The organism is Rhizobium sp. P44RR-XXIV (assembly GCF_001999485.2).
Taxonomy (GTDB): domain Bacteria; phylum Pseudomonadota; class Alphaproteobacteria; order Rhizobiales; family Rhizobiaceae; genus Rhizobium.
This window is the reverse complement of sequence record NZ_MPVZ02000029.1, coordinates 1874120-1894807: the sequence shown is the minus strand read 5'-3', so window position 1 is coordinate 1894807 and position 20688 is coordinate 1874120. Positions and strand designations below refer to the sequence as shown.

The following is a 20688-nucleotide window of genomic DNA, read 5'->3' as shown; positions in this document are numbered from 1 at the left end:
CGTTAATAAAAGTTAGTCCTGACCGTCACGATTGAACTTAACGAGCAGCTTCTCGGTGCGGGCGTCCTCGACCTTGCGGATCAGCTTGTCGGCCTCGGAGTTGTCGCGAACCGTCTTGGTCACGTTGACCGTGGTTTGTACCAGCATCAGGATGCCCATGGCGAGATAGCCTTTGCCCCAAAGATCGATCGGCATCATGTAGAGACCGACGAAGAGCATAAAGGCGGCTGCGGCGAAGGAGACATAGGAAAAGCTGACCCAAGCCTGGGAATGTTTCTGGAAGCTGTCGTTCATGATCGTACCCTCTCTCATATGTTCGGTGTGTTCGGTTTCAGGCTGCTGAATTCATGCGGCTGCGCAGGCGGGCAAGCACGTCGTCGGCCGATGGGCCAAGCGGTGCGCCGAAGCCGGCATTGGCAAGCTTTTCGATGATGACCGTCTGCCGGCTCGCCGCGTCCATTTCCTTCATGGCCGAAGCGGCAATCTGGCAACGATCCTGATAGGCACGAAGGCGCGCCAGCGTTTCCTCTGCATCGTCCAGGGTCGCCAGGCCTGAATTATCTTCACAGGCGGCGCTCAGCTTCTGCGTCTGTTCGGTGGCGCGCGCCAGCCGCTCGCCACGCTGCAATTCCTGCAGGCGTGCTTCGGATGCGCGAACGGTTGCCTTGAGCTTGTCGATCGTCTGGGTGAATTGCGCCTGCGCCTTCTCCGAGGCATCGCGCTCGGCTTCGAGCTGGGCGATCGTCTCGGCCGCCTGCCGGGCAAGCTCTTCACTGCCCTTCTGAAGCGCTGCAACGGCCCGGGTTTCCAGATCGGCGATGCGACCGGCAATCACCGCATGCTGGCTCTTTTCCTGCTCGTTCTGCGCGACTGCGATTGCCACCGCCCGCCGCGCCGACTGAATGGCGCTCGCCGCATCGCGGATCTGCTGCGCAAGCAGCGGCACGGCATTGCGATCGATGAACGCCTGCTCCGCATCATGAGCCCGGCCGCGGATGAGCGTCAGAATTACATTGAACATTTGTCGTCTCCCGTTTATGAACGTTGTTCACGAAGAGAGATATGCCAGAACCGTGAACGTTGTTCAAGATAAATTTTGAACAACGTTCAAAAAAATGAATTGGAATGATCGATGGCGAAAAACACGCAGGAAAAGCGCGAGGATCTAAAGCTGCGGCTGATCGAGGCGGCGCGCAATCGCATCGCCGCCGACGGCCTGGCAAACCTGCGTGCGCGGGATGTCACGCAGGATGTCGGCTGTGCGCTTGGCGGCCTCTATACCGTCTTTGCCGACCTCGACGAATTGATCATCCACGTCAATTCGGCGACTTTGAAAACACTGGAATCCTCCCTGGCGCTGGCCGAGGTCAAGAACCGCACGCCGACCGACCGGCTGCGTAACCTTGCACGCGGTTATCTGCTGTTTGCTGTCACCCATCGCAATCTATGGAAGGCGCTTTTCGATCATCGACCGCCGAATGACCGCCCGAGCCCCGAATGGCATCTGGAGGAGCATATGTTCCTGATGGGCGTCATTGCCGAGCCACTGGCCGAGCTGCAACCGAACATGTCGGAGACGGCACGCGCGATCCGCGCGAGAACGCTGTTCGGCGCCGTGCATGGCGTTGTCAGCATCAGCATCGAGGGGCGGTTTGTCGGCCTGCCAATCGAAAACCTGGAACAGGAGCTCGACGATTTCATCCTGACGGTCGCGGCAGGGGCTGCGGCGAGACAGGGCTAGTGCCTGTTGGAAAGGAAACGAGCCCAGTCATATGGTGCCGCTCAGGCTGCCGTTTCAACGAGCGGCTTGCTGACTGCCTCGACGTCGTCGTCGGCCCCTTGCATCAGCTTGGAACGTCAATAGGGAGCACTCAGGCCTCCGTCGCTCATAGCGACCCCACCCAGGACACGATCGCCGAGTTCACATCGTCCCTGCGGTCCTGCATGATCCAATGCCCGGCGTTCGTCCAGACGTCGACCTTGGACTTCCCGTTCGAGAACCATGTGCGCATCCGTGCGGCCTGGCTCTCGTCACGGCAGAGATGATAGAAGGGAACTGTGATCGTCTTGCAGAAGGTTTCGCTATTGCTGCCAAGACCGACCTGGTCAGATCCGAAGAATAGCGGTCCGAAGGATTCCCGAACAGGATGCTCCGGCATTCCCTGAAGTCGTCTTGCATGCCAGCGCTTGAGTGCCGGATCGGTTGAAGGATCGTAGACGCTTTCGAACAGGGCCGGACCAACCACGCCAGGATTCTGGGTCTTGAGACCATCGACGGTTTTCTTGAAGACCGGCCCAACGCTGTCCGCAAAGCCGAGAGAACCATCGACGGACACGACCGCGTCGACAAGATCCGGCCGCTTCGCCGCAAGGCGCGCAGCGACCTGCCCACCCATGGAATGCCCTATCAGTATAAATTTCTCACCCTGGAATTTCCTTTCAATCAGGGCTTCAATGTCCCGAACATAGTCGCCAGGCATGTAGCTACCGGATGGCATGACCTCGGACCGGCCATGGCCGCGCAGATCGACGGCAACCACCCGGTAGCGGCTTTCGAGGGCGGGCAATTGCCAACTCCAGTCGTGGGAATCACACGTCCAGCCATGCAGCAGCATTACGTTCCGGCCCTTTCCGGAAACCGTGTAGAAAAGCTTGGCGGCGCGCGCCGGCGCAGCGAGGACAGGATTGGGGCCTGCGGTGGCGGCCGCCACCGTCATTCCAAGGATGGTCATCAGACCGCGCCGCGATAGGTCGAAATTGCTCTCTGCCACTGATAGTCTCCTTTGAAATCTCTGGCATGTCCGCCAGCTTCCCGCTCGGCGGCCCGGCATTGATTGCTCGGTGACTTCTAGATATACGTTGTAAATCTACGATCAATTACGCACCTTAAAGTGCGTAGATATACCGGAGGATATCCAGATGCCCGGAAAGGTGGACAACGTCTTCTTCGCGGACTGTGCGGCGCGCTCGTTTTTCGATCAGGTCGCGAACAAATGGTCCGTCATGATACTGACCGTCCTTGAGGAAAAGCCGACCCGTTTCAATGAGTTCATGCGTAGGCTGGAAGGCATCACGCACAAGGCGCTGACCCAGGCATTGCGACGGCTTGAAAGAAATGGGCTGATCTCGCGCAGAGTGCTGGCGACCTCACCGGTCGCGGTGGAGTATTCGATCACCGATCTTGGCCGGACGCTTCAGGCCCCGTTCGGCGCCGTCTACGAGTGGGCGATCAACCACCTGCAGCACATCGAAAAGGCACAGGAAAGCTATGACGCTCGCGCGAATATGTAAGGCAAGCATATTCGAAAACGACGACCGCTTCTGTGCTGAGCCTTCGCCCTGCCACACAAAGACGTGCAGCGGTTTCGCGCTATGTGCCAGGGATCACAGACCCGAAACTGAAGATGCAAGAGTGTTCACGGGTTCGAGGGTGCATAGTTCTTGATATCGCCGAAGGCATAGCCGCGCTCCTTCAGCTTGCGAATGAGGGACTGCAAGTTGTCACGGCCGTTGAACTGATCCTGGAACATCTGATCATGCATGAGCAGGATCATCTTTCCGCGCTGGGTGAAACGGCCGTACTGGAAGAGGTGGTCGATTTCGTTGACCAAACGATCCACCGATTGGACCGGCTTGCCATCGTCGCTGTGCACCCATTCGAAGTCCCAGCCATAAAGATAGAAGCCGGCCTCGGCGACGAGCTCATAATCCAGCCACTCGCGCTCCCATTGGGCAACGTTGATCGACAGATCCTCCCTCGACACCGTCGGAAGGCGAAAGACGTCCCTGCCCGGCAGGCGCGCGTTCACCATCGGCGTGAGGCCAAGCACCTGGTTGGCGTGCAGCATATCGGCGACGACTGCCTGAGTGTTGGAATAAAACCGCCTGTAGCGATTGTTGGCATGGCTGTAGCTGTGATTGCCGACCGTCACCAGCGGCATCGACTTGGCTTGCGCCAGCAGATCGCGACCTGCGGGGATGGTTTCGACATGCAGGCCGACCATGAACATGGCCGCCGGAACATTCTCCTGGCCCAACACCGAAAGAACGTTTTGCGTTCCCGGCAGAGGACCGTCATCGAATGTCAGATAGATCGTCTTGTCCGCAGCCGATGCTTCGAAAGCGCTTGCCGCAATTACAACGCCCGCCAAGAGCCATCCAAACAACGCTCTCCTGAGACAATTCAACCCGCCCAAGCCTGCCGCCTCCCGCATGATCAAAGCAAACTGGCACATCGCTTCGGACAAGAAAAGCGCCTCGATGCCACCGACAAACGCAAAGGGCGCTCGACCCATTTCTGGGGAGCGCCCTTGCTTTAACCCGGACAGCGAACGCCAGCTCGACACGGAAATGTCAGCACGGCAGGCCATCGTTACAGGTGATGGCGTGCAGATAATAGCGAATCGCACTCTTTGCAAGAGCAAAGATCAAAGAAATGCAAAGGATCCCTCAGAAAAGAGAATCCTTTGCTCTTGTCTCGACGTAGCGGCGGTATCAGGCCCCTATCAAGCGGCCTGAAGTGCTGCGTCTCTGGGAATCTCGACGTCGATCTCCAGCATGGAGACATTCTCGTCGCGATCCATCTTCACCTGCACCTTGTCGCGATCGACCTGTACGTGCTTGGCGATGACGGCCAGGATTTCCTCACGCAGGATGGATACGAGATCCGAATCGACCGAGGCACGCTCATGGGCGAGGAGAATCTGCAGACGCTCACGTGCCATGGGTGCAGATTGCTGCTTGCGGAACAGTCCAAAGATATTCATGCGGCCCTCCTTGCGAAGATCTTGCCGAAGATGCCCCGCTTTTCGCCGGGGATGGTGATCGGCAGCTGCTCGCCGGCAAGGCGGCGTGCGGCTTCGAAATAGGCGAGAGCAGGTGCGCTGCGAACATCCGCGAGGGTGACCGGCGAACCGATATTGGAAGCGCGAAGCACGTCCATGCTTTCCGGAATGATCCCGAGCAGGGGAATGGAGAGGATCTCCAGCACGTCGTCGACCTTCAGCATGTCGCCGCGTTCGGCGCGAGCGGCATCGTAGCGGGTGAGCAGCAGGTGCTTTTCCATGCGCTCGCCGCGCTCGGCCTTCAGCGTCTTGGAATCCAGCAGGCCGATGATGCGATCGGAATCGCGCACCGAGGACACCTCCGGATTGGTGACGACGACGGCGACGTCGGCATGACGCATCGCAAGCGTAGCGCCGCGCTCGATGCCTGCCGGGCTGTCGCAGATGACCCAGTCGAAATAGTTCTTGAGCTCGTTGATGACGCGCTCGACACCTTCGGGCGTCAGATTGTCCTTGTCACGCGTCTGCGAAGCCGGCAGCAGGAAGAGCGTCTCCAGCCGCTTGTCGCGGATCAGCGCCTGCGGCAGCTTGGCATCGCCATGAATGACGTTGACCAGATCGTAGACCACCCGACGTTCCGCGCCCATGACCAGATCGAGATTGCGCAGCCCGACGTCGAAATCGACGACGACGACCTTCTCGTTTCTCTGTGCCAGAGCCGCCCCCAATGCGGCAGTCGACGTCGTCTTGCCAACTCCGCCCTTGCCTGATGTGACGACGATTACCTTGCCCATCTCGCTCTCCTGTTTTGGCCGGCTTCGGCTCAGATTAGTTTTTCTGCCATGATCGTCTCGCCATCCAGCCAGAGCTGGACGGATTGTCCGCGAAGGCCGGGACTGACGTCTTCCGCCATCTTGTAGATGCCATCGATCGCCAGCAGCTCGGCCTCGAGCTTGCGGCAAAAGATCCGCGCCGAGGCATTGCCGATGGATCCGGCCATGGCCCTGCCCCGCAGTGCGCCATAGATATGAATGGACCCTCCTGCGATGACTTCCGCACCGGACGCCACCGACCCGATGACGGTGACGTCACCCTCGGGAAAGATCACTGACTGGCCGGAGCGCACCGGCTCGCGGATGATCAGCGACTGGGTGACCGGGCGAACCTCGACCGGTGCCGGCTTGACTTCGCTGTTGCGCAGTTCGACCACCGGCTCGGCTTCGTTCACCTCGAAATCGGCAGCTGGGCGTCCACCCTTCAGAATTGGCGGCATTCCCGGCCCGGCAAGCGACGGACGACCGCCCTCGATACCCATGATGCTGACATTGCGAGCCGAAAGCTCCGATATCAGTTCCTTGAGCTGCGCCTTGTCGATCGGCAGATCGGTGATGTCCAGCACCACCGGCCGCCCGAGAAAGAAACCGGCCGAACGGGCCGCTAGGTCGTCGAGCCTGACCAGCCACTGTTCCAGCGGCAGGTCGGGCGAAAGCATGACCGCAAGAAAGGAGCGGCCCTTGATACGGATCGAGCGAGCGTCTGTTAGCACTTTGGTCATCTATGTGAATAAATCGTTGACCTTGTGTACCTTTGGCATGGTTAACAGATGGTTAACGCACCGCGTGATTTAGCCCCGATCCGCCCCACAAAACGGCAATGCTCGCAAGCGCCGAAGGCTCCTTGGAACCGGGGTCGTAAACGCATGGAGCAGCGAAAATCGCAGCTCCTGCAAGGAGAAGAATGATAGGTCTCATGGGATCCTCCAAGCATAAGGCACAGCCGGCCTTGCTCGATATTCGATGCAATAAAAATTAACGATTCCGCGCGCCGCGCCTTCCGGTACGGCGCGCAATATCGATGCTTGAGCGATTCTCAGGCGAGCTTCAGCTCGACATTGATGTTGCCGCGGGTCGCCTTCGAATAGGGGCAGGTCTGGTGCGCTTCTTCGATGAGCGTTCTTGCCAGATCCGATTCGATGCCCGGCATGCTGATCGTCAGGCGTGCCTGCAAGAAATAGGCGCCCTCGGTGGTTCCGAGATCCACCTCGGCGTCGACCGAAAGATCGGCCGGCAGCTTGATCTTGCGCTTGCCTGCGGCCAGGCCCATCGCACCGATGAAGCAGGCCGACCAGCCGGCTGCGAAAAGCTGTTCGGGGTTGGTGCCGGCATGGGCGCTGCCGGGAGGCGAAAGCTTGACATCCAGCTGGCTGTCATCGCTGCGGGCAGAGCCGTCGCGGCCGCCGATGGTGTGGGTTCTGGCGGTGTAGAGAACCTTGTCGATCTTGGTCATGGAACACTCCTTTGTTGGGTCGCCCGCTTTGCTGTGTCGTCTGGGGCGACGTCCGTTGACGGAGTGGTTTTGATGGATCGACGTATCCGGCATGTTTCGCAAAACGCGGGATTTGTTACGAAGCGTATGCGCTTACAGGCCGGATACAATTGCTTACAAAGACGCTGAAAATCTTCAGGCGGACGATGCGGCAATGACGACTTCGGCCGCCAGGCCGCCGCCATCGCGATTGTAGAGCCTGACGGAGCCGCCGAGTGTCTGCGCCAGTTGCTGAGCGATCGCAAGGCCAAGCCCCGTGCCGCCGGTATTGCGGTTGCGCGATTGCTCCAGCCGGAAGAAAGGCTGCATGACCGCCTCGATCTGGTCCTGCGGAATGCCCGGCCCTCGATCGAGAACCGTTATAACGACGTCGCCCGTATCCCTGCGTTCCACGGCAATTTCCGCCGCGCCTGCGAATTTCAGGGCATTGTCGATGAAGTTGGTGAGGATGCGGCGCAGCGCATGCGGCTTGGTCGCCACCGTCCCATGGATAAGGCCGAGAATCTCGACCGATTTGCCCGTGTCCTGATAGTCGTAGCTGATGCTCTCGATGAAGGAGGCAAGATCGATGCGGGAGCTCTTCTCGCCATTGCCGTGGGCACTACGTGCATAGGCGATCCCATCCTGCACCAGCCGCTCGATCTCGCCGAGATCCTGCAGCAGCTTGGTCTTTTCGGGCGATTCGTCGGCGATATCTGCGCGCAGGCGCATCCGCGTGATCGGCGTCTGCAGGTCATGGGAAATCGCCGCAAGAATCTGGACGCGCTCCTCGAGATAGTGCGCAATCCGATCCCGCATCGCATTGAAGGCCTTGGCGGCATGAGCGACCTCGCTCGGCCCCCCATCGTTCAAAGCCTGCCCCTTCTTGTTGGGATCGAGCGCGTCGGCAGCCGCGGCAAGCTCGGCAAGCGGGCGGATCACCAGACGAACGGCAAACCACGTACACAGCACGATGACCAGCATCTGCACCGCGAAGACATAAGGCAGCCAGGAGGCGATCGGCATGATGCCCTTCGGCGTGACGTCGATCGTCAACGGGCTTCCGTCACTCAAATTCAGATGCGCCTGCAGACGCGAGATTGGGCCAGGTATCGATTCCATTCGTATGGGAAAGCGATGTCCGACGGCCTCTTCTATCTTGGCGGCAATTTCTGCGCCATGGCCCGAAGTATCAGGCACACCCGGCAACCCCGGCCCCAACTCGAAGCTATAATTGCCGCGACCGAGCCAATCGACGAAGCCGGCCCTCTCGTCGGCCGGCAGACGGTCGAGCACCGCGATAGACGTCGCGACGTCGCTCTCCAGCGTGCCGAGCATCACGGCCTTTGCCGACATGTAGCGTTCGATGTAGAGCACGCTGAAGGAAAGCCCGTAGGCGATCGCAAGCCCGACCAGCAGGATGATGGATATGCGCGAGCGCAGGGTGCTGGGCCACGACAGCCCGCGATGCAGCAGGGTCGCCGTGCTCATGGACGCAGCTCCGCAATTTCTACCGGAACGGAGAAGACATAGCCTTCGCTGCGAACCGTCTTGATATAGGTCGGCTCTCGGGCGTCGTCGCCCAGACGCTGGCGGAGACGGCTAACGAGCAGGTCGATGGAGCGATCGAACAGATCGGCATCGCGGCCCTGAGTGAGGTTCAGCAGCTGATCGCGATTGAGCACCCGCTGCGGGTGATCGATGAAAACGCGCAGCAGGCGGTATTCGGCACCGCTCAAGGCAATTTCCGTTCCGTCGCGATCGAGAAGGTGACGTCCCACAGTATCGAGTCGCCAGTCGCCGAAGACGAGTAACTGCCCGGCCTCACTGATCTGCAGGTTGGGCGGCAGCATCCGCGTTCGTCTCAGCACCGCCTTGATGCGCGCCAGAAGCTCGCGGGCGGCGAATGGCTTGGGCAGATAATCGTCGGCACCCATTTCGAGGCCGAGAATCCGGTCCATCTCGTCGCTGCGTGCCGTCAGCATCAAAACGGGCGTCGCCTTGTGCTTTCCGGAGCGAAGCTCGCGACAAAGCACAAGGCCGTCGTCACCCGGCATCATGACGTCGAGCACGATCAGATCGACCGAATTGGCCTCGAGAAAACTGCGCATCTGGCGACCGTCTGCGGCCGTCGTCGTCCTCAGGCCGTTCTTCGTCAGATAGCTCGACACCAGCTCGCGGATTTCCCGATCGTCATCGACAATCAGGATGTGGTCGATATGCTCCATTTGACTTCCCATTCATCATCGTAAGCATCAGGCTACGAATATTCATCCAGTGTCGCGTCGGCAGCAGAGGGCGCCGGCATGAGCCGGCGCTTCCTCGCACACTACCGTCGAACTAGAAACGATCAACATCTATCACGGCCTGCGCAAACGCCTGCGGTGCTTCCTGAGGAAGGTTATGGCCGATCCCGCCGCTGATGGTGCGATGTTCGTACTTGCCGGAAAACTTGCCGCGGTAAGCTGATGGTTCCGGATGCGGAGCGCCATTCGCATCGCCTTCCATGGTGATGGTCGGGATCGAGATCACTGGCCCTGCTGCCAACGTCTTCTCGTAGGTATCGTACTTCGCCTCGCCTTCGACAATCCCAAGGCGCCAGCGGTAATTGTGGATAACGACGTCGACATGATCCGGATTGTCGAAAGCCGCAGCCGATCGATCGTAGGTCGCATCGTCAAAAGCCCATTGCGGCGACGCGGTGTGCCAGATCAGCTTTGCGAATTCATGCCGGTTTTCCTGATAGCCGAGGCGGCCGCGCTCGGTGGCGAAATAGAACTGGTACCACCAGGCAAGCTCGGCCTTCGGCGGCAGCGGCTTGCGGTTGACCTCCTGGCTGCCGATCAGATAGCCGCTGACCGACACCAGCGCCTTGCAACGTTCGGGCCAAAGGGCCGCCATGATGTCGGCGGTGCGAGCGCCCCAATCGTAACCGGCAATGACGGCCTTTTCGATCTTCAAGGCATCGAGAAGCGCGATCATGTCGACAGCAAGAGCAGCCTGCTGGCCGTTGCGCGGTGTATCGGCCGAAAGGAAGCGGGTGGTGCCATAGCCACGCAGATAGGGGACGATGACGCGATAGCCGGCGTCGGCGAGCAGCGGCGCCACGTCGACGAAGCTATAGATGTCGTAGGGCCAACCATGCAGCAGCAACACGGCCGGACCATTCGCCGGGCCGGCCTCGGCATAGCCGATATTGAGCACGCCCGCATCGATCTGCTTCAGAGCCGCGAAAGATGTATGTGTGCCGGCCTTGACCGCGGGAACGGCAACGGAAGGCTTCGACTGCTGTGCACCGGCGATGGCCGGCAAGCCGAATTCGGCGGCGGCAACTGCGATTGCGGCAATGCCGAAAAAGCGGCGGCGATTGTGGTTGATTTCCTCGGACATCTGTCTCTCCTGTGGAATGGATGTTGACGGCAAGAAAGCCAGCCGCATGTATCGCCGGTGTGTCGCAGGCGGCCGAGTTTTGAATGCCCATGTAGCTTCAGGCGGCGCAGATACAGTCTGATACAATCCGCTTCCTCCACCGGATAGTCGCGGCAAACTACTGCCCTCACTGCAGAATCACTCCGGCACCGCTGAGTTTGTATCGCACTGTATCGAAGCCGAAGACACAGACGTTTCGGTACATTCTCCCCTTCAACCGGACACACTCGAGATACGTCGCCAACGGCAGATAGCGTCACTGCTGAGCACGGCACGTCGCCGTCCGCAGCCGGTCAATCCGTTCCAAAGGAAAATGACGATGACGCTTCTCATCATTGCCTATCTTGGCGGCGCGCTGACGATCCTCAGTCCGTGCATCCTGCCCATTCTCCCCTTCGTCTTCGCCCGCGCCGGGCAGCCCTTCATCAGAAGCACGCTGCCCATGCTTGCCGGCATGGCGCTCACCTTTGCTTTGGTCGCAACGCTTGCTGCCATCGGCGGCGGCTGGGCCGTTCGCGCCAATGAATATGGCCGCCTCGTCGCGATCGTGCTTCTCGCGCTCTTCGGCCTCAGCCTGCTGTCGCCGCGCGTGTCGAGCCTGCTTTCCCGGCCGGTCGTCGACCTCGGCAACAATCTCCTGAACGCCGCTGGCAAGGGCCGCGCGACATCGAGTGTTCGGAGCTCCTTCGTGCTTGGCATTGCAACCGGGCTGCTCTGGGCACCTTGTGCCGGGCCGATCCTCGGGCTCGTGCTCACCGGTGCTGCCCTGAAGGGCGCCAACCTGCAGACCACATTCCTTCTGCTCGCCTATGGCGCCGGTGCCGCGACCTCGCTCGCCGTCGCCCTCCTCGCCGGCGGCAAGATCTTTGCCCGGATGAAGCAATCGCTCGGGATCAGCGAGCGCATCCGCCAATTCGCCGGCGTTGCCGTTCTGGCAGGGGTTGCAGCCATCGCCCTCGGTCTCGACACTGGCCTTCTCGCCCGGCTGTCCTATGCAAGCACCGGCTCGTTCGAGCAGGCCCTGCTGGAGAAGCTGCATACGAAGCCCTCCGATGCGGCCGCCACCGAAGTCGCCAGCAACAGTGCAATGGTCGCCGTCAGCGATGCGACCCGACCATTCCACAGCGACCTTCCGGTGGAAGGACAGGCCCCATCGCTTGACGGCGCCGTTACCTGGCTGAACTCGCCGCCGCTCACCACTGCGCAGCTTCGCGGCAAGGTCGTGCTCGTCGACTTCTGGACCTATTCCTGCATCAACTGCATCCGCACCATCCCCTATGTTCGCGCCTGGGCGGAAAAGTATAAGGATCAGGGCCTCGTCGTGATCGGCGTCCATGCCCCCGAATTCGCTTTCGAGAAGAATGTCGATAACGTCAAGAAGGCGATTGCCGACTTCAAGATCAGCTATCCGGTCGCTATCGACAACGATTATAGCATCTGGCGCGCCTTCGAGAACAACTACTGGCCTGCCCATTACCTGATCGATGCCAAGGGGCAGATCCGCTACGAACATTTCGGCGAAGGCAACTATCCCCAGACCGAGCGTGCGATCCAGGATCTTCTGCGCGAAACAGGCAGCGACATGGCGCAGAGCGCGCCTGTCGTGCCGGATGCAAAGGGCGCAGAGGCAAGTCCCGATCTTGGCCATATCCGCTCCGGCGAAACCTATGTCGGCTACAAGCAGGCGACAGGTTTTGTCTCTCCCGAAAGCCTGAAGGCCGATACCGCCGCCGACTATTCGATTGCCAATCCCAGCCTCAACCAATGGGGATTGGCAGGCACATGGACAGTCGGCGCCGAACAGGCATCGCTCGGCAAGGCAGGCGGCGGCATAAGCTACCGCTTCAGCGCCCGCGACCTGCATCTCGTCCTCGGGCCGGCAGCGGACGGCAAACCCATCCGCTTCCAGGTGACCATCGATGGAAAGGCGCCGGGTGCCGACCACGGCTCCGACACCGATGCCGCCGGAAACGGAACGGTGACTGCAACCAAGCTCTACCAGCTCGTTCGACAGTCCGGCGACGTGACGGCACGCAACTTCGAAATCCGTTTCCTCGATCCCGGGGTCCAGGCCTACGCCTTCACCTTCGGATGAACCCTCCCCAATCCCGACATCAACCTTTACCGACAGGAGTCCTACCCATGAACAAGCGCTTTCTTTCCGCCGTCGCACTTGGCCTTGCCGCAAGCACCTTGGCCTTTGCAGCCCAGGCTGCCGAGATCAAGAACATCGTCATCGTCCACGGCGCGCTGGCCGATGGATCCGGCTGGCGCAAGACCACCGAAATCCTCGAAAAGCACGGCTTCAAGGTCTCGATCGTACAGGAGCCCATCACCTCGCTTGCCGACGACGTTGCAGCAACGAACCGTGTGCTCGACCTGCAGAGCGGCCCCAGCCTGCTTGTGGGACACAGCTATGGCGGCATTGTCATCACCGAGGCGGGCAACCGGCCCGATGTCGCTGGTCTCGTCTATGTCGCCGCGTTTCAGCCCGACAAGGGCGAGAGCCTGATAAGCCTCGCCAGCTCCAAGCCGGCGGGCAGCATGAATATCCGCGAGACGAAGGATGGCCAGTATCTCTATCTCGACCCCGCAACCTTTGCCGCCGATTTCGCTGGTGATTTGCCGAAGGACGAGGCCGATTTCCTGGCGAAATCGCAGGTCTTCGCCTCCAAGGCAGCCTTCACGGCCAAGATCAGCGATCCCGCCTGGCGGGCAAAGAAGAGCTGGTCGATCGTGGCCACGCAGGATCGCTCCATCAATCCCGAACTCGAGCGGGATATGGCAAAGCGGGCGGGCAGCGACGTGACGGAGATCAAGTCGAGCCATGCCGTCTTCGCGTCACAGCCGGAAAAGGTCGCCGCCGTTATCGAAAAGGCGGCCAGAGACGCCGTTAAGTAAAACCAAATCGGCGGCGGCCTTCGTCTAAGGCCGCCGTCTGTTCCTATACAAAGTCGTATCGGCTGACTTCGATCCCGGAGCCGACAGGCAGGAGGACGGACGTTATGCCTAGCTTGGCGCGAACGGCCTCGCCATAACGTTTCACGTCCTCATTGCCGGGCATGAACATATTATCCGCGACGATGATCGCGCCAGGATTGAGCTTGGGATAGAAGGCTTCCAGGCACGGAATGTAGAGATCTTTCCACAGGTCGACGAGGATGAAGTCGACGCCCGAAGGCAATGCCTTGATCATCTCGACCGCATCGCCGATCTGGAAATCGATATGCTCCGAAAGCCCGGCCTTCCCGGCCATTTCCCTGGCAAACTCAGTCTTGTAAGCGTGCAGCTCCATGGAAATGAGCTTTCCGCCGCTTGCACGCGCGGCTTCGGCCAGCCAGATACCGGAATAGCCAAAGGATGTCCCAAGCTCGAGAATAGTGGGCGCCTTCAGGCTCTTTGCCAGAATATTGATGAAACGACCGGTATCAGGCCCAACAGCCCTCAATCGGCGATCTTGACCGCCATCACGCCCACCCGGCGGCATGTCCCTGGGCTTGCTGTGTTCCTCGCGAATAAGCTCGTGATAGGCTTCGAGAACGGCTTCGATCTTCTGGTCCATAACAGGCTCACCTTCACAATCATCATGATGATGTCAGATGCGATATGGCTACATCTCGATATGCCGCCGCTCAAGCTCTATCGGGGTTCATGTCGGAAACTTAATCTTTCGCCTGGGCTGCGCGAGCGGCATTCTGCTCGCGGATGAGATCGATCAAGGCGCGAAGCCTCGCCGGCATCTGGCGGCGCTGGGCGAAATAGAGGCTGAGTCCCGGATAGGGCGGGCTCCAATCCTCCAATACGGAGATCAGATTGCCTGCCGCGATATGATCGGCGATAGACGCTTCGCTGATATAGGCAAGACCCGCCCCTTCGAGCGCCGCAGTCAACAGCAGGTCGGATGCGTCGAGAGTAAGGCTCCCCGGCGCATCGATCAGCAGGGCCTCGCCACGCCGTTCGAACTCCCAGCGATAGAGCCGGCCGCTTGCCATTCGAGCGCGAATGCATCGATGCTGCAGAAGATCACCGGGAACAAGCGGACGCGGCCTATCGCTGAAGTAGCCTGTCGAGCCGACGACGAGCGAACGGACCGTCGGAACGATAGGAATGGCAACCATATCTGTGGGAACAGCATCAGCGAGGCGAATGCCCGCATCAAAACCCTTGCCGATGACATCGACCAGAGCATTGTCGGTGACAATCTCGACGTCCACATTCGGATAGCGCCGCCCATATTCGAGGATAAGAGGAACCAGCAGCATGCGCGCGGCGCCGGGCGCCATGTTGAGCCGGAGTGTGCCGGATACGGTTGCGGAAGAGATGCCGGCATTCTCGATGGCTGTGTCGATCGCCGCAAGCGCTGGCGCAATATCCGAAACGAAACGCTCGCCGGCATCCGACAACGTCACGCTCCGCGTCGTCCTGTTGAAGATCCGCACGGACAGGCGCTCCTCCAGCGTCGCGACAGCATGGCTGAGCGCCGATGAAGACATGCCGAGTTCGCGGGCGGCTGCGCGAAAGCCGCCATGCCGTGCAACGGCTGCAATCGCCTCAAGCTCAGCAAGGCTTGCCTTCATTGCGCGATTCTCCTTATCAGCCTGTTCGTCTTTGTCCTCCTAGACCGAACAAATAGCGCATCCTACCTCTATCGTGAAGATGAAGGAGACGCTCATGCGCACGATAGACACCATCTACATCAACGGCCGCTTCGTTCAGCCCCATGGCACGGAGATAGCCCCTCTTTTCAACCCGACCACCGAAGAGCAGATCGGTACCGTCCGCCTTGGAGACGCACGAGATATCGACGATGCCGTGAGCGCCGCCAAGGCGGCTTTCCCAGGCCAGTTACAAAGCTCCAAGGCCGAACGTATCGCGATGCTGCACAGCCTGCATGAGGCAGTCGCCGCACGCGCCCCGGACCTGACCGACGCCATGCGCGAGGAATATGGCGCGCCGGCCGGCTTCATCGGCTTCTCTGTGCCGCACGCCGCAACGGCTTTCCTCCACATGGCCGAGACACTCAAGGACTATGAGTTTCGCCGTCGCATCGGCCATGCCGACGTGGAGATGCGGCCCGCCGGCGTTGCAGCCGCTATTACGCCCTGGAACAGCAATTACGGCTTCATCTGCAGCAAGCTCGCCACGGCAATCGCCGCCGGCACCACCATGGTCATCAAGCCATCGGAGATGAGCGCGATCCAAACGCAGTTGATCACCGAATGCCTTCATGCTGCCGGGCTGCCGAAAGGCGTGTTCAACATCGTCAACGGTTATGGCCATGTGGCGGGCGCGGCCCTCAGCGCGCATCGCGATATCGCTAAGATCAGCTTCACCGGCTCAACGGTCACCGGGCGGGCGATCTTTCAGGCAGCATCGGTGACGTTGAAACGCGTGACACTCGAACTCGGCGGCAAGAGCCCAAACGTCATCCTGGATGATGCCGATCTTGATCTCGTCATTCCGCAGGTGCTGGCGGCCGGCTTCGCCAATAGCGGCCAGGCCTGCATCGCCGGCACACGCATTCTCGCTCCCCAAAGCCGGCTGGACGAAATCCATGATCGACTGGCCAAGGCTGTTTCCGCGCTAAGAGTAGGAGATGGCAACGACCCGACGGTCACGATCGGCCCGATGGTCAGCCAGAAGCAATGGGATCGCGTGCAATCCTATATCCGTCTCGGCCAAGAAGAAGGCGCCCGCGTGGTTGTCGGCGGCGAAGGTCGACCCAAGGGAATCGATCACGGCTGGTTCGTTCGCCCGACGGTCTTCTCCAACGTCAACAATGATATGCGGATCGCACGCGAAGAGATCTTCGGGCCTGTGCTCTGCGTCATCCCTTATCGCGACGAGGCGCATGCAGTCGAGATCGCTAATGACACGGATTACGGCCTCCAGGCCTATGTCTTCTCCTCGGATCTCAGCAGAGCGAAGAGAGTCGCAAACCAGATCGACGCTGGTCGCGTCGTTATCAACGGCGCACCGCACGAGCCGCTTGCGCCCTTTGGCGGGTTCAAACAGTCCGGCATGGGCCGCGAATTCGGCGCCTACGGCCTGGAATCGTTTCTCGAACCGCGTGCCGTTTTAAGCTGATCTGAAGGAGCCCCCGGAACGCCACAGTATTCCGGGGGGTTCTTTAAATGATCATGGGTCTGGGCCGCGCATTCAGGTTCTCGTTAGAATCATGTTCTATTTTTAGAACAGTTCCAATCAAGGAGATCCGATGCCGGCCAGATCCGCATACTCCATTCCCCAGCGCCTGCTCCATTGGCTCATGGCTCTGCTTATCTTTTTCAATCTCTTGTTTCCGGATGGCATGAATGCTTGGAAGCACCTGATCCGCAACGGCCAGACACCCTCGCCTGCCGATATCGCCAGTGCCAATATCCACGCCTATGTCGGCATTGCAGTCTTGCTGCTGGCCATCATACGATTGGCCGTCCGCTTCTCGTCCGATACTCCAGAAAGGCCAAACGGTCAGCCGGCATTCCTGCATCATATCGCGCGTGTGACACATGTCTTGCTCTATGCGCTGATCTTCGCGATGCCGCTGTCCGGAATAGCAACCTATTATCTCGGCATCGAGGCGGCAGGCTTCGCCCATGGCGGCCCGATCAAAATGCTGCTTTGGATCGTCGTCGTCCTGCACATATTCGGCGCGCTCGTTCAGCACTTCTATTTCAGGTCGGACGTCCTGCGGCGAATGACGATCGGCTAGAGCTTGCCAGTCAGTCAGCTATGCCGCTCGGCCACCAAAGTGCTTGTCAAAGGAAAACAGAGCTGTCGGTAACGCGCTTCCACCTTGAAGCGCCAGATCAGCAAGGATTTCGCCGACAACGCTGGTAAACTTGAACCCATGGCCGGAGCATGCCGAAGAAACCACGACATTCGGCTGCCCCGGCAGGGTATCAATGAGAAAATCCTCGCTCGGCAGCATGGTGTAACGGCAGGTCGTCGCCCTCACGCGGAATGATGCCGCATCGGGCAGACGCTTGGCAGCGAAGCTGTCGAGTAGCGCCGTATCGGTGTCGTTGACGGGCGGATTGGGAGCCTCGGGGTCGATAGGCTCCCTGAAATGTGCGTGCCGGCCGACCTTGACGCCATCGATACCAATTGCCGGGAAGCCGAAGAACGAACCGTTCTCTCCCTCGTCGCGCAGGAAGCACGGCATGCGCTTTGGCTCGGCGACGAAGCCGTCCTTCGGCTGATACCAGGCGACCACCTGACGGATCGGCTGCGCATGGGCTCTGAGCTGCGGCACGAGTTCGGCGATCCAGGTACCAGTCGCGACGATGACCTTGCGTGCGCGATAGCGCCCTGTCGTCGAAACAACAGTCACGCCTGCATCATCGGGCTCGATGGCGGTGACCCGCTCGCCGAAATGCAGCGCCGCTCCATCTTCCGCGGCAAGCTTCAGATAGCCCATGATCGCCGCTTCTGGCCTGATATAGCCGCCCTGCGGATCGAGCAGGCGACCTCTCCATCCTCAAGCTCGAATGCCGGAAAGCGGCGCTTCATCGCATCTCGGTCGAGCATCTCATGCGGCAGGCCGTGCATCTCGCAGGAAGCGCGCGTGCCGCTGACGATCTTACTGTCGGGTGCGCCGATCTGCAGGACGCCGGTCACGGTCAGGATCTCGGCGCGCAGCCGCGCCTCGAGCGAGCGCCAGTTCTGATAGGCGCGCTGCAGCAGTGGAACATAGGAGGGATCTTCGAAATAGCCGAGGCGGATCAGCCGGCTGTCACCATGCGACGAGCTGAGGGTATGCGCCGGAAAATGCGCTTCGATGCCGATTGCCTTTGCGCCGCGTGCGGCGGCGAAAGACAAGGCCGCGCTTCCCATCGCGCCGAGACCGATGACGGCAAGGTCGAATTCCACGGGCATTCTATGCTCCAGTTTCACTTTCGGCGGGCGGCACGGTCTGAGCGATCAGATCCTGCAGGCGCTCGATATCGGCATTCAGCGGGCGGTCGTCGCCGTAGAGAGGGACGTGCGAACGGACGGCGGCGTAGAGGCGGTCCGTTCCCGGTGCTCTGGCACCCTTCGAAACAAGGAAATCATGGGCCTGTGCCGCAGCCATGAGCTCGTTCGCCAGGATGTACTCGGCATTGTCAAGGATGGCGAGCAGCTTGCTGGCCGCAGCCGTCGGGTGCGCGAGGAAATCTTCCTGCAGGCCGGAGGTCAAACCGCCATCAAGCGATGCAGGCGCGGCCAGCCGCCTGTTGTCGTTGGCCAGGGCCGCAGCCGTATACTGAGCAATCATGAAGCCGGAATGGCTACCAGCATCACTCGCCAGGAACGGCGGCAGGCCGCTGACCAGCGGATTGACGAGGCGATCCATCCGCCGCTCGCTCATGGCGGCGATCTGCGCGATCGCGATCGCCAGGCTATCCGCCGCCTGACCGAGTGCGGGTGCGACGGCATGCGCTTCCGAGGAAACGACGGGTTGCTCGGGCGTGCCGGAGACGGCCGGATTGTCCGTGACCGAGGCCAGTTCCTGATCAACGATGCGGGCGGTTTGTTCGAAGACATCCCAGGCCGCACCATGCGCATGCGGAACGGCCCTCAAGCTCAATGCGTCCTGCGTTCGCTGACCAAGCGCTGCGGCGACAAGACCACTACCGTGCAGGCGGCTGCGCAGTCGGCGACCGACCTTGGCAATGCCGGCAGACGGGCGCAGGGCCAGCACGGCCTCATCGAAAGCGGCAATCTGGCAGCCGGCCGCTTCCAACGTCAATGCTGCAATGGCATCGGCCCAATCGAGCAAGCGCTCGGCACGATAGACCGCCAGAGCCGACAATCCCGTGGCGCAAGCCGAACCATTGACGAGGCTCAACCCTTCCTTGGCGCCTAGCACCAGCGGGCCCAGACCGATCGCGGCAAGCGCCTGCGCTCCGGTCATGGACATGCCCTTCACGACTGCCCGTCCCTCGCCGATCAACACGAGCGCGGTGTGGGCGTTGTGCGTGAGGTAGCCGGCAGAGCCCTTGGAGGGCACCTCGGGAATGCAGTCATGCTCGAGAAATGCCGCGAGATGACGGATGATTTCAGGCCGGACGCCGGAATGGCCGTGGGCGAAATTGGCGATCTGCGCCGCGATAATGCCGCGCACTTCACGCGCCGGCAAAAGGGGGCCGACGCCGCAGGCATGGCTGAGGATGATATTGCGCGAGAGGCGGCTTTGCGAGGGGCGGTCCACCACGGTATCGGACAGGGCACCGACGCCGGTATTCACACCATAGGCGCGTACGCCCGTCTCGACGATGCGCTCAACGATGCGGCTCGCCTGCTCGACACGCTTCCATGCCGCCTCGGACAGGGTCAGCGGTTCGCCGGTGCTGACGCGAGCAACCTCGCGCCAGGATAACGGCTTATCGATCGTGATGGTCATTGTCCGGTTCCGAAATGCCCGATGAACTGGCGGAAGGCCGGCGATGCGCCGCCACCGAACATATCGTCCGGTGTGCCGGTGCTTTCGACAAGCCCTTCCTTCATGAAGACGACGCGATTGGAGACGTTGCGGGCGAAGCTCATCTCGTGGGTGACGACCAGCATGGTCATGCCTTCTTCGGCAAGCGCGCGCATGACGCGCAGCACTTCGCCGACAAGCTCGGGATCGAGCGCCGAGGTCGGCTCGTCGAACAACATGACCTTGGGCTTCATGGCAAGAGCACGGGCAATGGCCGCGCGCTGCTGCTGACCACCGGACAGATGCGCGGGGTAGGCGTGCCGTTTGTCGGCGATGCCGACCTTTTCCAGAAGCGCTTCGGCCTCGGCGATGCATTCGGCGCGCGGGCGCTTCAAGACATGGATCGGCCCCTCGATCACATTCTGCAGGATTGTCATATGGGACCAGAGATTGAAGCTCTGGAAAACCATGCCAAGCTCGGAGCGGATGTGGTCCACCTGCTTGTGGCTTGCCGGACGACTTTTGCCATTCTTGTGGATCATGCGGATCTGCTCGCCATCCACCCAGATCTCGCCATCACTGGCGATCTCAAGAAGGTTGATGCAGCGAAGGAACGTCGACTTACCGGAGCCAGAGGCACCGAGCAGCGAAATGACGTCGCCATCCTGAGCATCAAGGGAAATGCCGCGCAAAACTTCATGGGTGCCGAAGCTCTTGCGGATGTTGCGAACTGAAAGTCGGGTTACATCTGGCATGATTTGCCTGCTC

General features: G+C 60.5%; 21 protein-coding genes and 1 pseudogene. 6 read left to right on the top strand and 16 right to left on the bottom strand.

Annotated elements, in window-relative coordinates:
• Positions 1–12 precede the first annotated feature (12 nt).
• Positions 13–294 (bottom strand): YiaA/YiaB family inner membrane protein, encoded by a 282-nt coding sequence (locus BSK43_RS34595; protein ID WP_034506376.1) that lies wholly within the window; start codon positions 292–294, stop codon positions 13–15.
• A gap of 37 nt (positions 295–331) precedes the next feature.
• Complete coding sequence (locus tag BSK43_RS34590; protein WP_077470304.1) at positions 332–1021, bottom strand: PspA/IM30 family protein; 690 nt, start codon at positions 1019–1021, stop codon at positions 332–334.
• A 111-nt stretch (positions 1022–1132) separates the two neighbouring features.
• Between BSK43_RS34590 and BSK43_RS34585 the strand changes: the two genes are divergently transcribed.
• The gene (locus tag BSK43_RS34585; RefSeq protein WP_077470303.1) at positions 1133–1741 is read left to right on the top strand and encodes a TetR-like C-terminal domain-containing protein; all 609 of its coding nucleotides are present in this window, start codon (positions 1133–1135) and stop codon (positions 1739–1741) included.
• 145 nt (positions 1742–1886) lie between these two features.
• Here the strand turns inward: BSK43_RS34585 and BSK43_RS34580 are convergent, their stop codons facing one another.
• Positions 1887–2771: an alpha/beta hydrolase gene (locus tag BSK43_RS34580; RefSeq protein ID WP_246662780.1), complete on the bottom strand. Its 885-nt coding sequence runs from the start codon at positions 2769–2771 to the stop codon at positions 1887–1889.
• Between the two features lie 148 nt (positions 2772–2919).
• On the opposite strand from BSK43_RS34580, the gene BSK43_RS34575 reads away from it, so the two are divergent.
• Positions 2920–3291, top strand: a complete 372-nt coding sequence (locus BSK43_RS34575; protein WP_077470302.1) for a helix-turn-helix domain-containing protein — start codon at positions 2920–2922, stop codon at positions 3289–3291.
• Positions 3292–3416: 125 nt separating this feature from the next.
• Here the strand turns inward: BSK43_RS34575 and BSK43_RS34570 are convergent, their stop codons facing one another.
• From BSK43_RS34570 to BSK43_RS34530, 8 genes are all read right to left on the bottom strand, one after another.
• The gene (locus BSK43_RS34570) at positions 3417–4151 is read right to left on the bottom strand and encodes a polysaccharide deacetylase family protein (protein WP_246662779.1); all 735 of its coding nucleotides are present in this window, start codon (positions 4149–4151) and stop codon (positions 3417–3419) included.
• A 354-nt stretch (positions 4152–4505) separates the two neighbouring features.
• Positions 4506–4766, bottom strand: a complete 261-nt coding sequence (minE, locus tag BSK43_RS34565; protein ID WP_068395276.1) for a cell division topological specificity factor MinE — start codon at positions 4764–4766, stop codon at positions 4506–4508.
• Positions 4763–5578: a septum site-determining protein MinD gene (minD, locus tag BSK43_RS34560; protein WP_068395278.1), complete on the bottom strand. Its 816-nt coding sequence runs from the start codon at positions 5576–5578 to the stop codon at positions 4763–4765. Before minD ends, minE begins: the two co-directional genes overlap by 4 nt.
• Positions 5579–5607: 29 nt before the next feature.
• Positions 5608–6339: a septum site-determining protein MinC gene (minC, locus tag BSK43_RS34555; RefSeq protein ID WP_077470301.1), complete on the bottom strand. Its 732-nt coding sequence runs from the start codon at positions 6337–6339 to the stop codon at positions 5608–5610.
• A gap of 314 nt (positions 6340–6653) precedes the next feature.
• Positions 6654–7070, bottom strand: a complete 417-nt coding sequence (locus BSK43_RS34545) for an organic hydroperoxide resistance protein (RefSeq protein WP_068395280.1) — start codon at positions 7068–7070, stop codon at positions 6654–6656.
• A 174-nt stretch (positions 7071–7244) separates the two neighbouring features.
• On the bottom strand, positions 7245–8579 hold the full coding sequence (locus tag BSK43_RS34540; protein WP_077470300.1) for a HAMP domain-containing sensor histidine kinase: 1335 nt from the start codon (positions 8577–8579) through the stop codon (positions 7245–7247).
• Positions 8576–9316 carry a response regulator gene (locus BSK43_RS34535; protein WP_047554526.1) on the bottom strand — a complete coding sequence of 247 codons (741 nt, stop codon included), beginning with the start codon at positions 9314–9316 and terminating at the stop codon, positions 8576–8578. The genes BSK43_RS34540 and BSK43_RS34535 overlap by 4 nt, the downstream gene beginning before the upstream one ends.
• Positions 9317–9428: 112 nt before the next feature.
• Positions 9429–10478 carry an alpha/beta hydrolase gene (locus tag BSK43_RS34530; protein WP_077470299.1) on the bottom strand — a complete coding sequence of 350 codons (1050 nt, stop codon included), beginning with the start codon at positions 10476–10478 and terminating at the stop codon, positions 9429–9431.
• Between the two features lie 358 nt (positions 10479–10836).
• Between BSK43_RS34530 and BSK43_RS34525 the strand changes: the two genes are divergently transcribed.
• Positions 10837–12612 (top strand): cytochrome c biogenesis protein DipZ, encoded by a 1776-nt coding sequence (locus BSK43_RS34525; protein ID WP_077470298.1) that lies wholly within the window; start codon positions 10837–10839, stop codon positions 12610–12612.
• A gap of 47 nt (positions 12613–12659) precedes the next feature.
• On the top strand, positions 12660–13418 hold the full coding sequence (locus BSK43_RS34520; protein WP_077470297.1) for an alpha/beta hydrolase: 759 nt from the start codon (positions 12660–12662) through the stop codon (positions 13416–13418).
• Between the two features lie 43 nt (positions 13419–13461).
• Here BSK43_RS34520 and BSK43_RS34515 read toward each other — a convergent pair whose 3' ends face one another.
• Positions 13462–14079 (bottom strand): DUF1442 domain-containing protein, encoded by a 618-nt coding sequence (locus BSK43_RS34515; RefSeq protein WP_077470296.1) that lies wholly within the window; start codon positions 14077–14079, stop codon positions 13462–13464.
• A 100-nt stretch (positions 14080–14179) separates the two neighbouring features.
• Positions 14180–15094 carry a LysR family transcriptional regulator gene (locus BSK43_RS34510; RefSeq protein WP_077470295.1) on the bottom strand — a complete coding sequence of 305 codons (915 nt, stop codon included), beginning with the start codon at positions 15092–15094 and terminating at the stop codon, positions 14180–14182.
• A 94-nt stretch (positions 15095–15188) separates the two neighbouring features.
• Between BSK43_RS34510 and BSK43_RS34505 the strand changes: the two genes are divergently transcribed.
• Together BSK43_RS34505 and BSK43_RS34500 are read left to right on the top strand one after the other, a co-directional pair.
• Complete coding sequence (locus BSK43_RS34505) at positions 15189–16604, top strand: aldehyde dehydrogenase family protein (RefSeq protein WP_077470294.1); 1416 nt, start codon at positions 15189–15191, stop codon at positions 16602–16604.
• Between the two features lie 130 nt (positions 16605–16734).
• Positions 16735–17229, top strand: coding sequence for a cytochrome b/b6 domain-containing protein (locus BSK43_RS34500; protein ID WP_077470293.1), 495 nt, complete (start codon positions 16735–16737; stop codon positions 17227–17229).
• A gap of 18 nt (positions 17230–17247) precedes the next feature.
• Here the strand turns inward: BSK43_RS34500 and solA are convergent.
• From solA to BSK43_RS34485, 3 genes and pseudogenes are all read right to left on the bottom strand, one after another.
• Positions 17248–18395 (bottom strand): annotated as a pseudogene (solA, locus tag BSK43_RS34495) (N-methyl-L-tryptophan oxidase).
• Between the two features lies 1 nt (position 18396).
• Positions 18397–19902: a histidine ammonia-lyase gene (hutH, locus tag BSK43_RS34490; protein WP_077470292.1), complete on the bottom strand. Its 1506-nt coding sequence runs from the start codon at positions 19900–19902 to the stop codon at positions 18397–18399.
• Positions 19899–20675: an ATP-binding cassette domain-containing protein gene (locus BSK43_RS34485; protein WP_077470291.1), complete on the bottom strand. Its 777-nt coding sequence runs from the start codon at positions 20673–20675 to the stop codon at positions 19899–19901. The genes hutH and BSK43_RS34485 overlap by 4 nt, the downstream gene beginning before the upstream one ends.
• Positions 20676–20688: the final 13 nt, after the last annotated feature.

What these genes read in the sequence shown, in the direction of transcription:
- BSK43_RS34540 (WP_077470300.1), bottom strand. Translation starts at nt 8,579, where the DNA reads ATGAGCACGGCGACCCTGCTGCATCGCGGGCTGTCGTGGCCCAGCACC.
- BSK43_RS34535 (WP_047554526.1), bottom strand. Translation starts at nt 9,316, where the DNA reads ATGGAGCATATCGACCACATCCTGATTGTCGATGACGATCGGGAAATC.
- BSK43_RS34525 (WP_077470298.1), top strand. Translation starts at nt 10,837, where the DNA reads ATGACGCTTCTCATCATTGCCTATCTTGGCGGCGCGCTGACGATCCTC.
- BSK43_RS34505 (WP_077470294.1), top strand. Translation starts at nt 15,189, where the DNA reads ATGCGCACGATAGACACCATCTACATCAACGGCCGCTTCGTTCAGCCC.
- minE (WP_068395276.1), bottom strand. Translation starts at nt 4,766, where the DNA reads ATGAATATCTTTGGACTGTTCCGCAAGCAGCAATCTGCACCCATGGCA.
- BSK43_RS34595 (WP_034506376.1), bottom strand. Translation starts at nt 294, where the DNA reads ATGAACGACAGCTTCCAGAAACATTCCCAGGCTTGGGTCAGCTTTTCC.
- BSK43_RS34485 (WP_077470291.1), bottom strand. Translation starts at nt 20,675, where the DNA reads ATGCCAGATGTAACCCGACTTTCAGTTCGCAACATCCGCAAGAGCTTC.
- hutH (WP_077470292.1), bottom strand. Translation starts at nt 19,902, where the DNA reads ATGACCATCACGATCGATAAGCCGTTATCCTGGCGCGAGGTTGCTCGC.
- minD (WP_068395278.1), bottom strand. Translation starts at nt 5,578, where the DNA reads ATGGGCAAGGTAATCGTCGTCACATCAGGCAAGGGCGGAGTTGGCAAG.
- minC (WP_077470301.1), bottom strand. Translation starts at nt 6,339, where the DNA reads ATGACCAAAGTGCTAACAGACGCTCGCTCGATCCGTATCAAGGGCCGC.
- BSK43_RS34500 (WP_077470293.1), top strand. Translation starts at nt 16,735, where the DNA reads ATGCCGGCCAGATCCGCATACTCCATTCCCCAGCGCCTGCTCCATTGG.
- BSK43_RS34575 (WP_077470302.1), top strand. Translation starts at nt 2,920, where the DNA reads ATGCCCGGAAAGGTGGACAACGTCTTCTTCGCGGACTGTGCGGCGCGC.
- BSK43_RS34520 (WP_077470297.1), top strand. Translation starts at nt 12,660, where the DNA reads ATGAACAAGCGCTTTCTTTCCGCCGTCGCACTTGGCCTTGCCGCAAGC.
- BSK43_RS34590 (WP_077470304.1), bottom strand. Translation starts at nt 1,021, where the DNA reads ATGTTCAATGTAATTCTGACGCTCATCCGCGGCCGGGCTCATGATGCG.
- BSK43_RS34530 (WP_077470299.1), bottom strand. Translation starts at nt 10,478, where the DNA reads ATGTCCGAGGAAATCAACCACAATCGCCGCCGCTTTTTCGGCATTGCC.
- BSK43_RS34515 (WP_077470296.1), bottom strand. Translation starts at nt 14,079, where the DNA reads ATGGACCAGAAGATCGAAGCCGTTCTCGAAGCCTATCACGAGCTTATT.
- BSK43_RS34545 (WP_068395280.1), bottom strand. Translation starts at nt 7,070, where the DNA reads ATGACCAAGATCGACAAGGTTCTCTACACCGCCAGAACCCACACCATC.
- BSK43_RS34585 (WP_077470303.1), top strand. Translation starts at nt 1,133, where the DNA reads ATGGCGAAAAACACGCAGGAAAAGCGCGAGGATCTAAAGCTGCGGCTG.
- BSK43_RS34510 (WP_077470295.1), bottom strand. Translation starts at nt 15,094, where the DNA reads ATGAAGGCAAGCCTTGCTGAGCTTGAGGCGATTGCAGCCGTTGCACGG.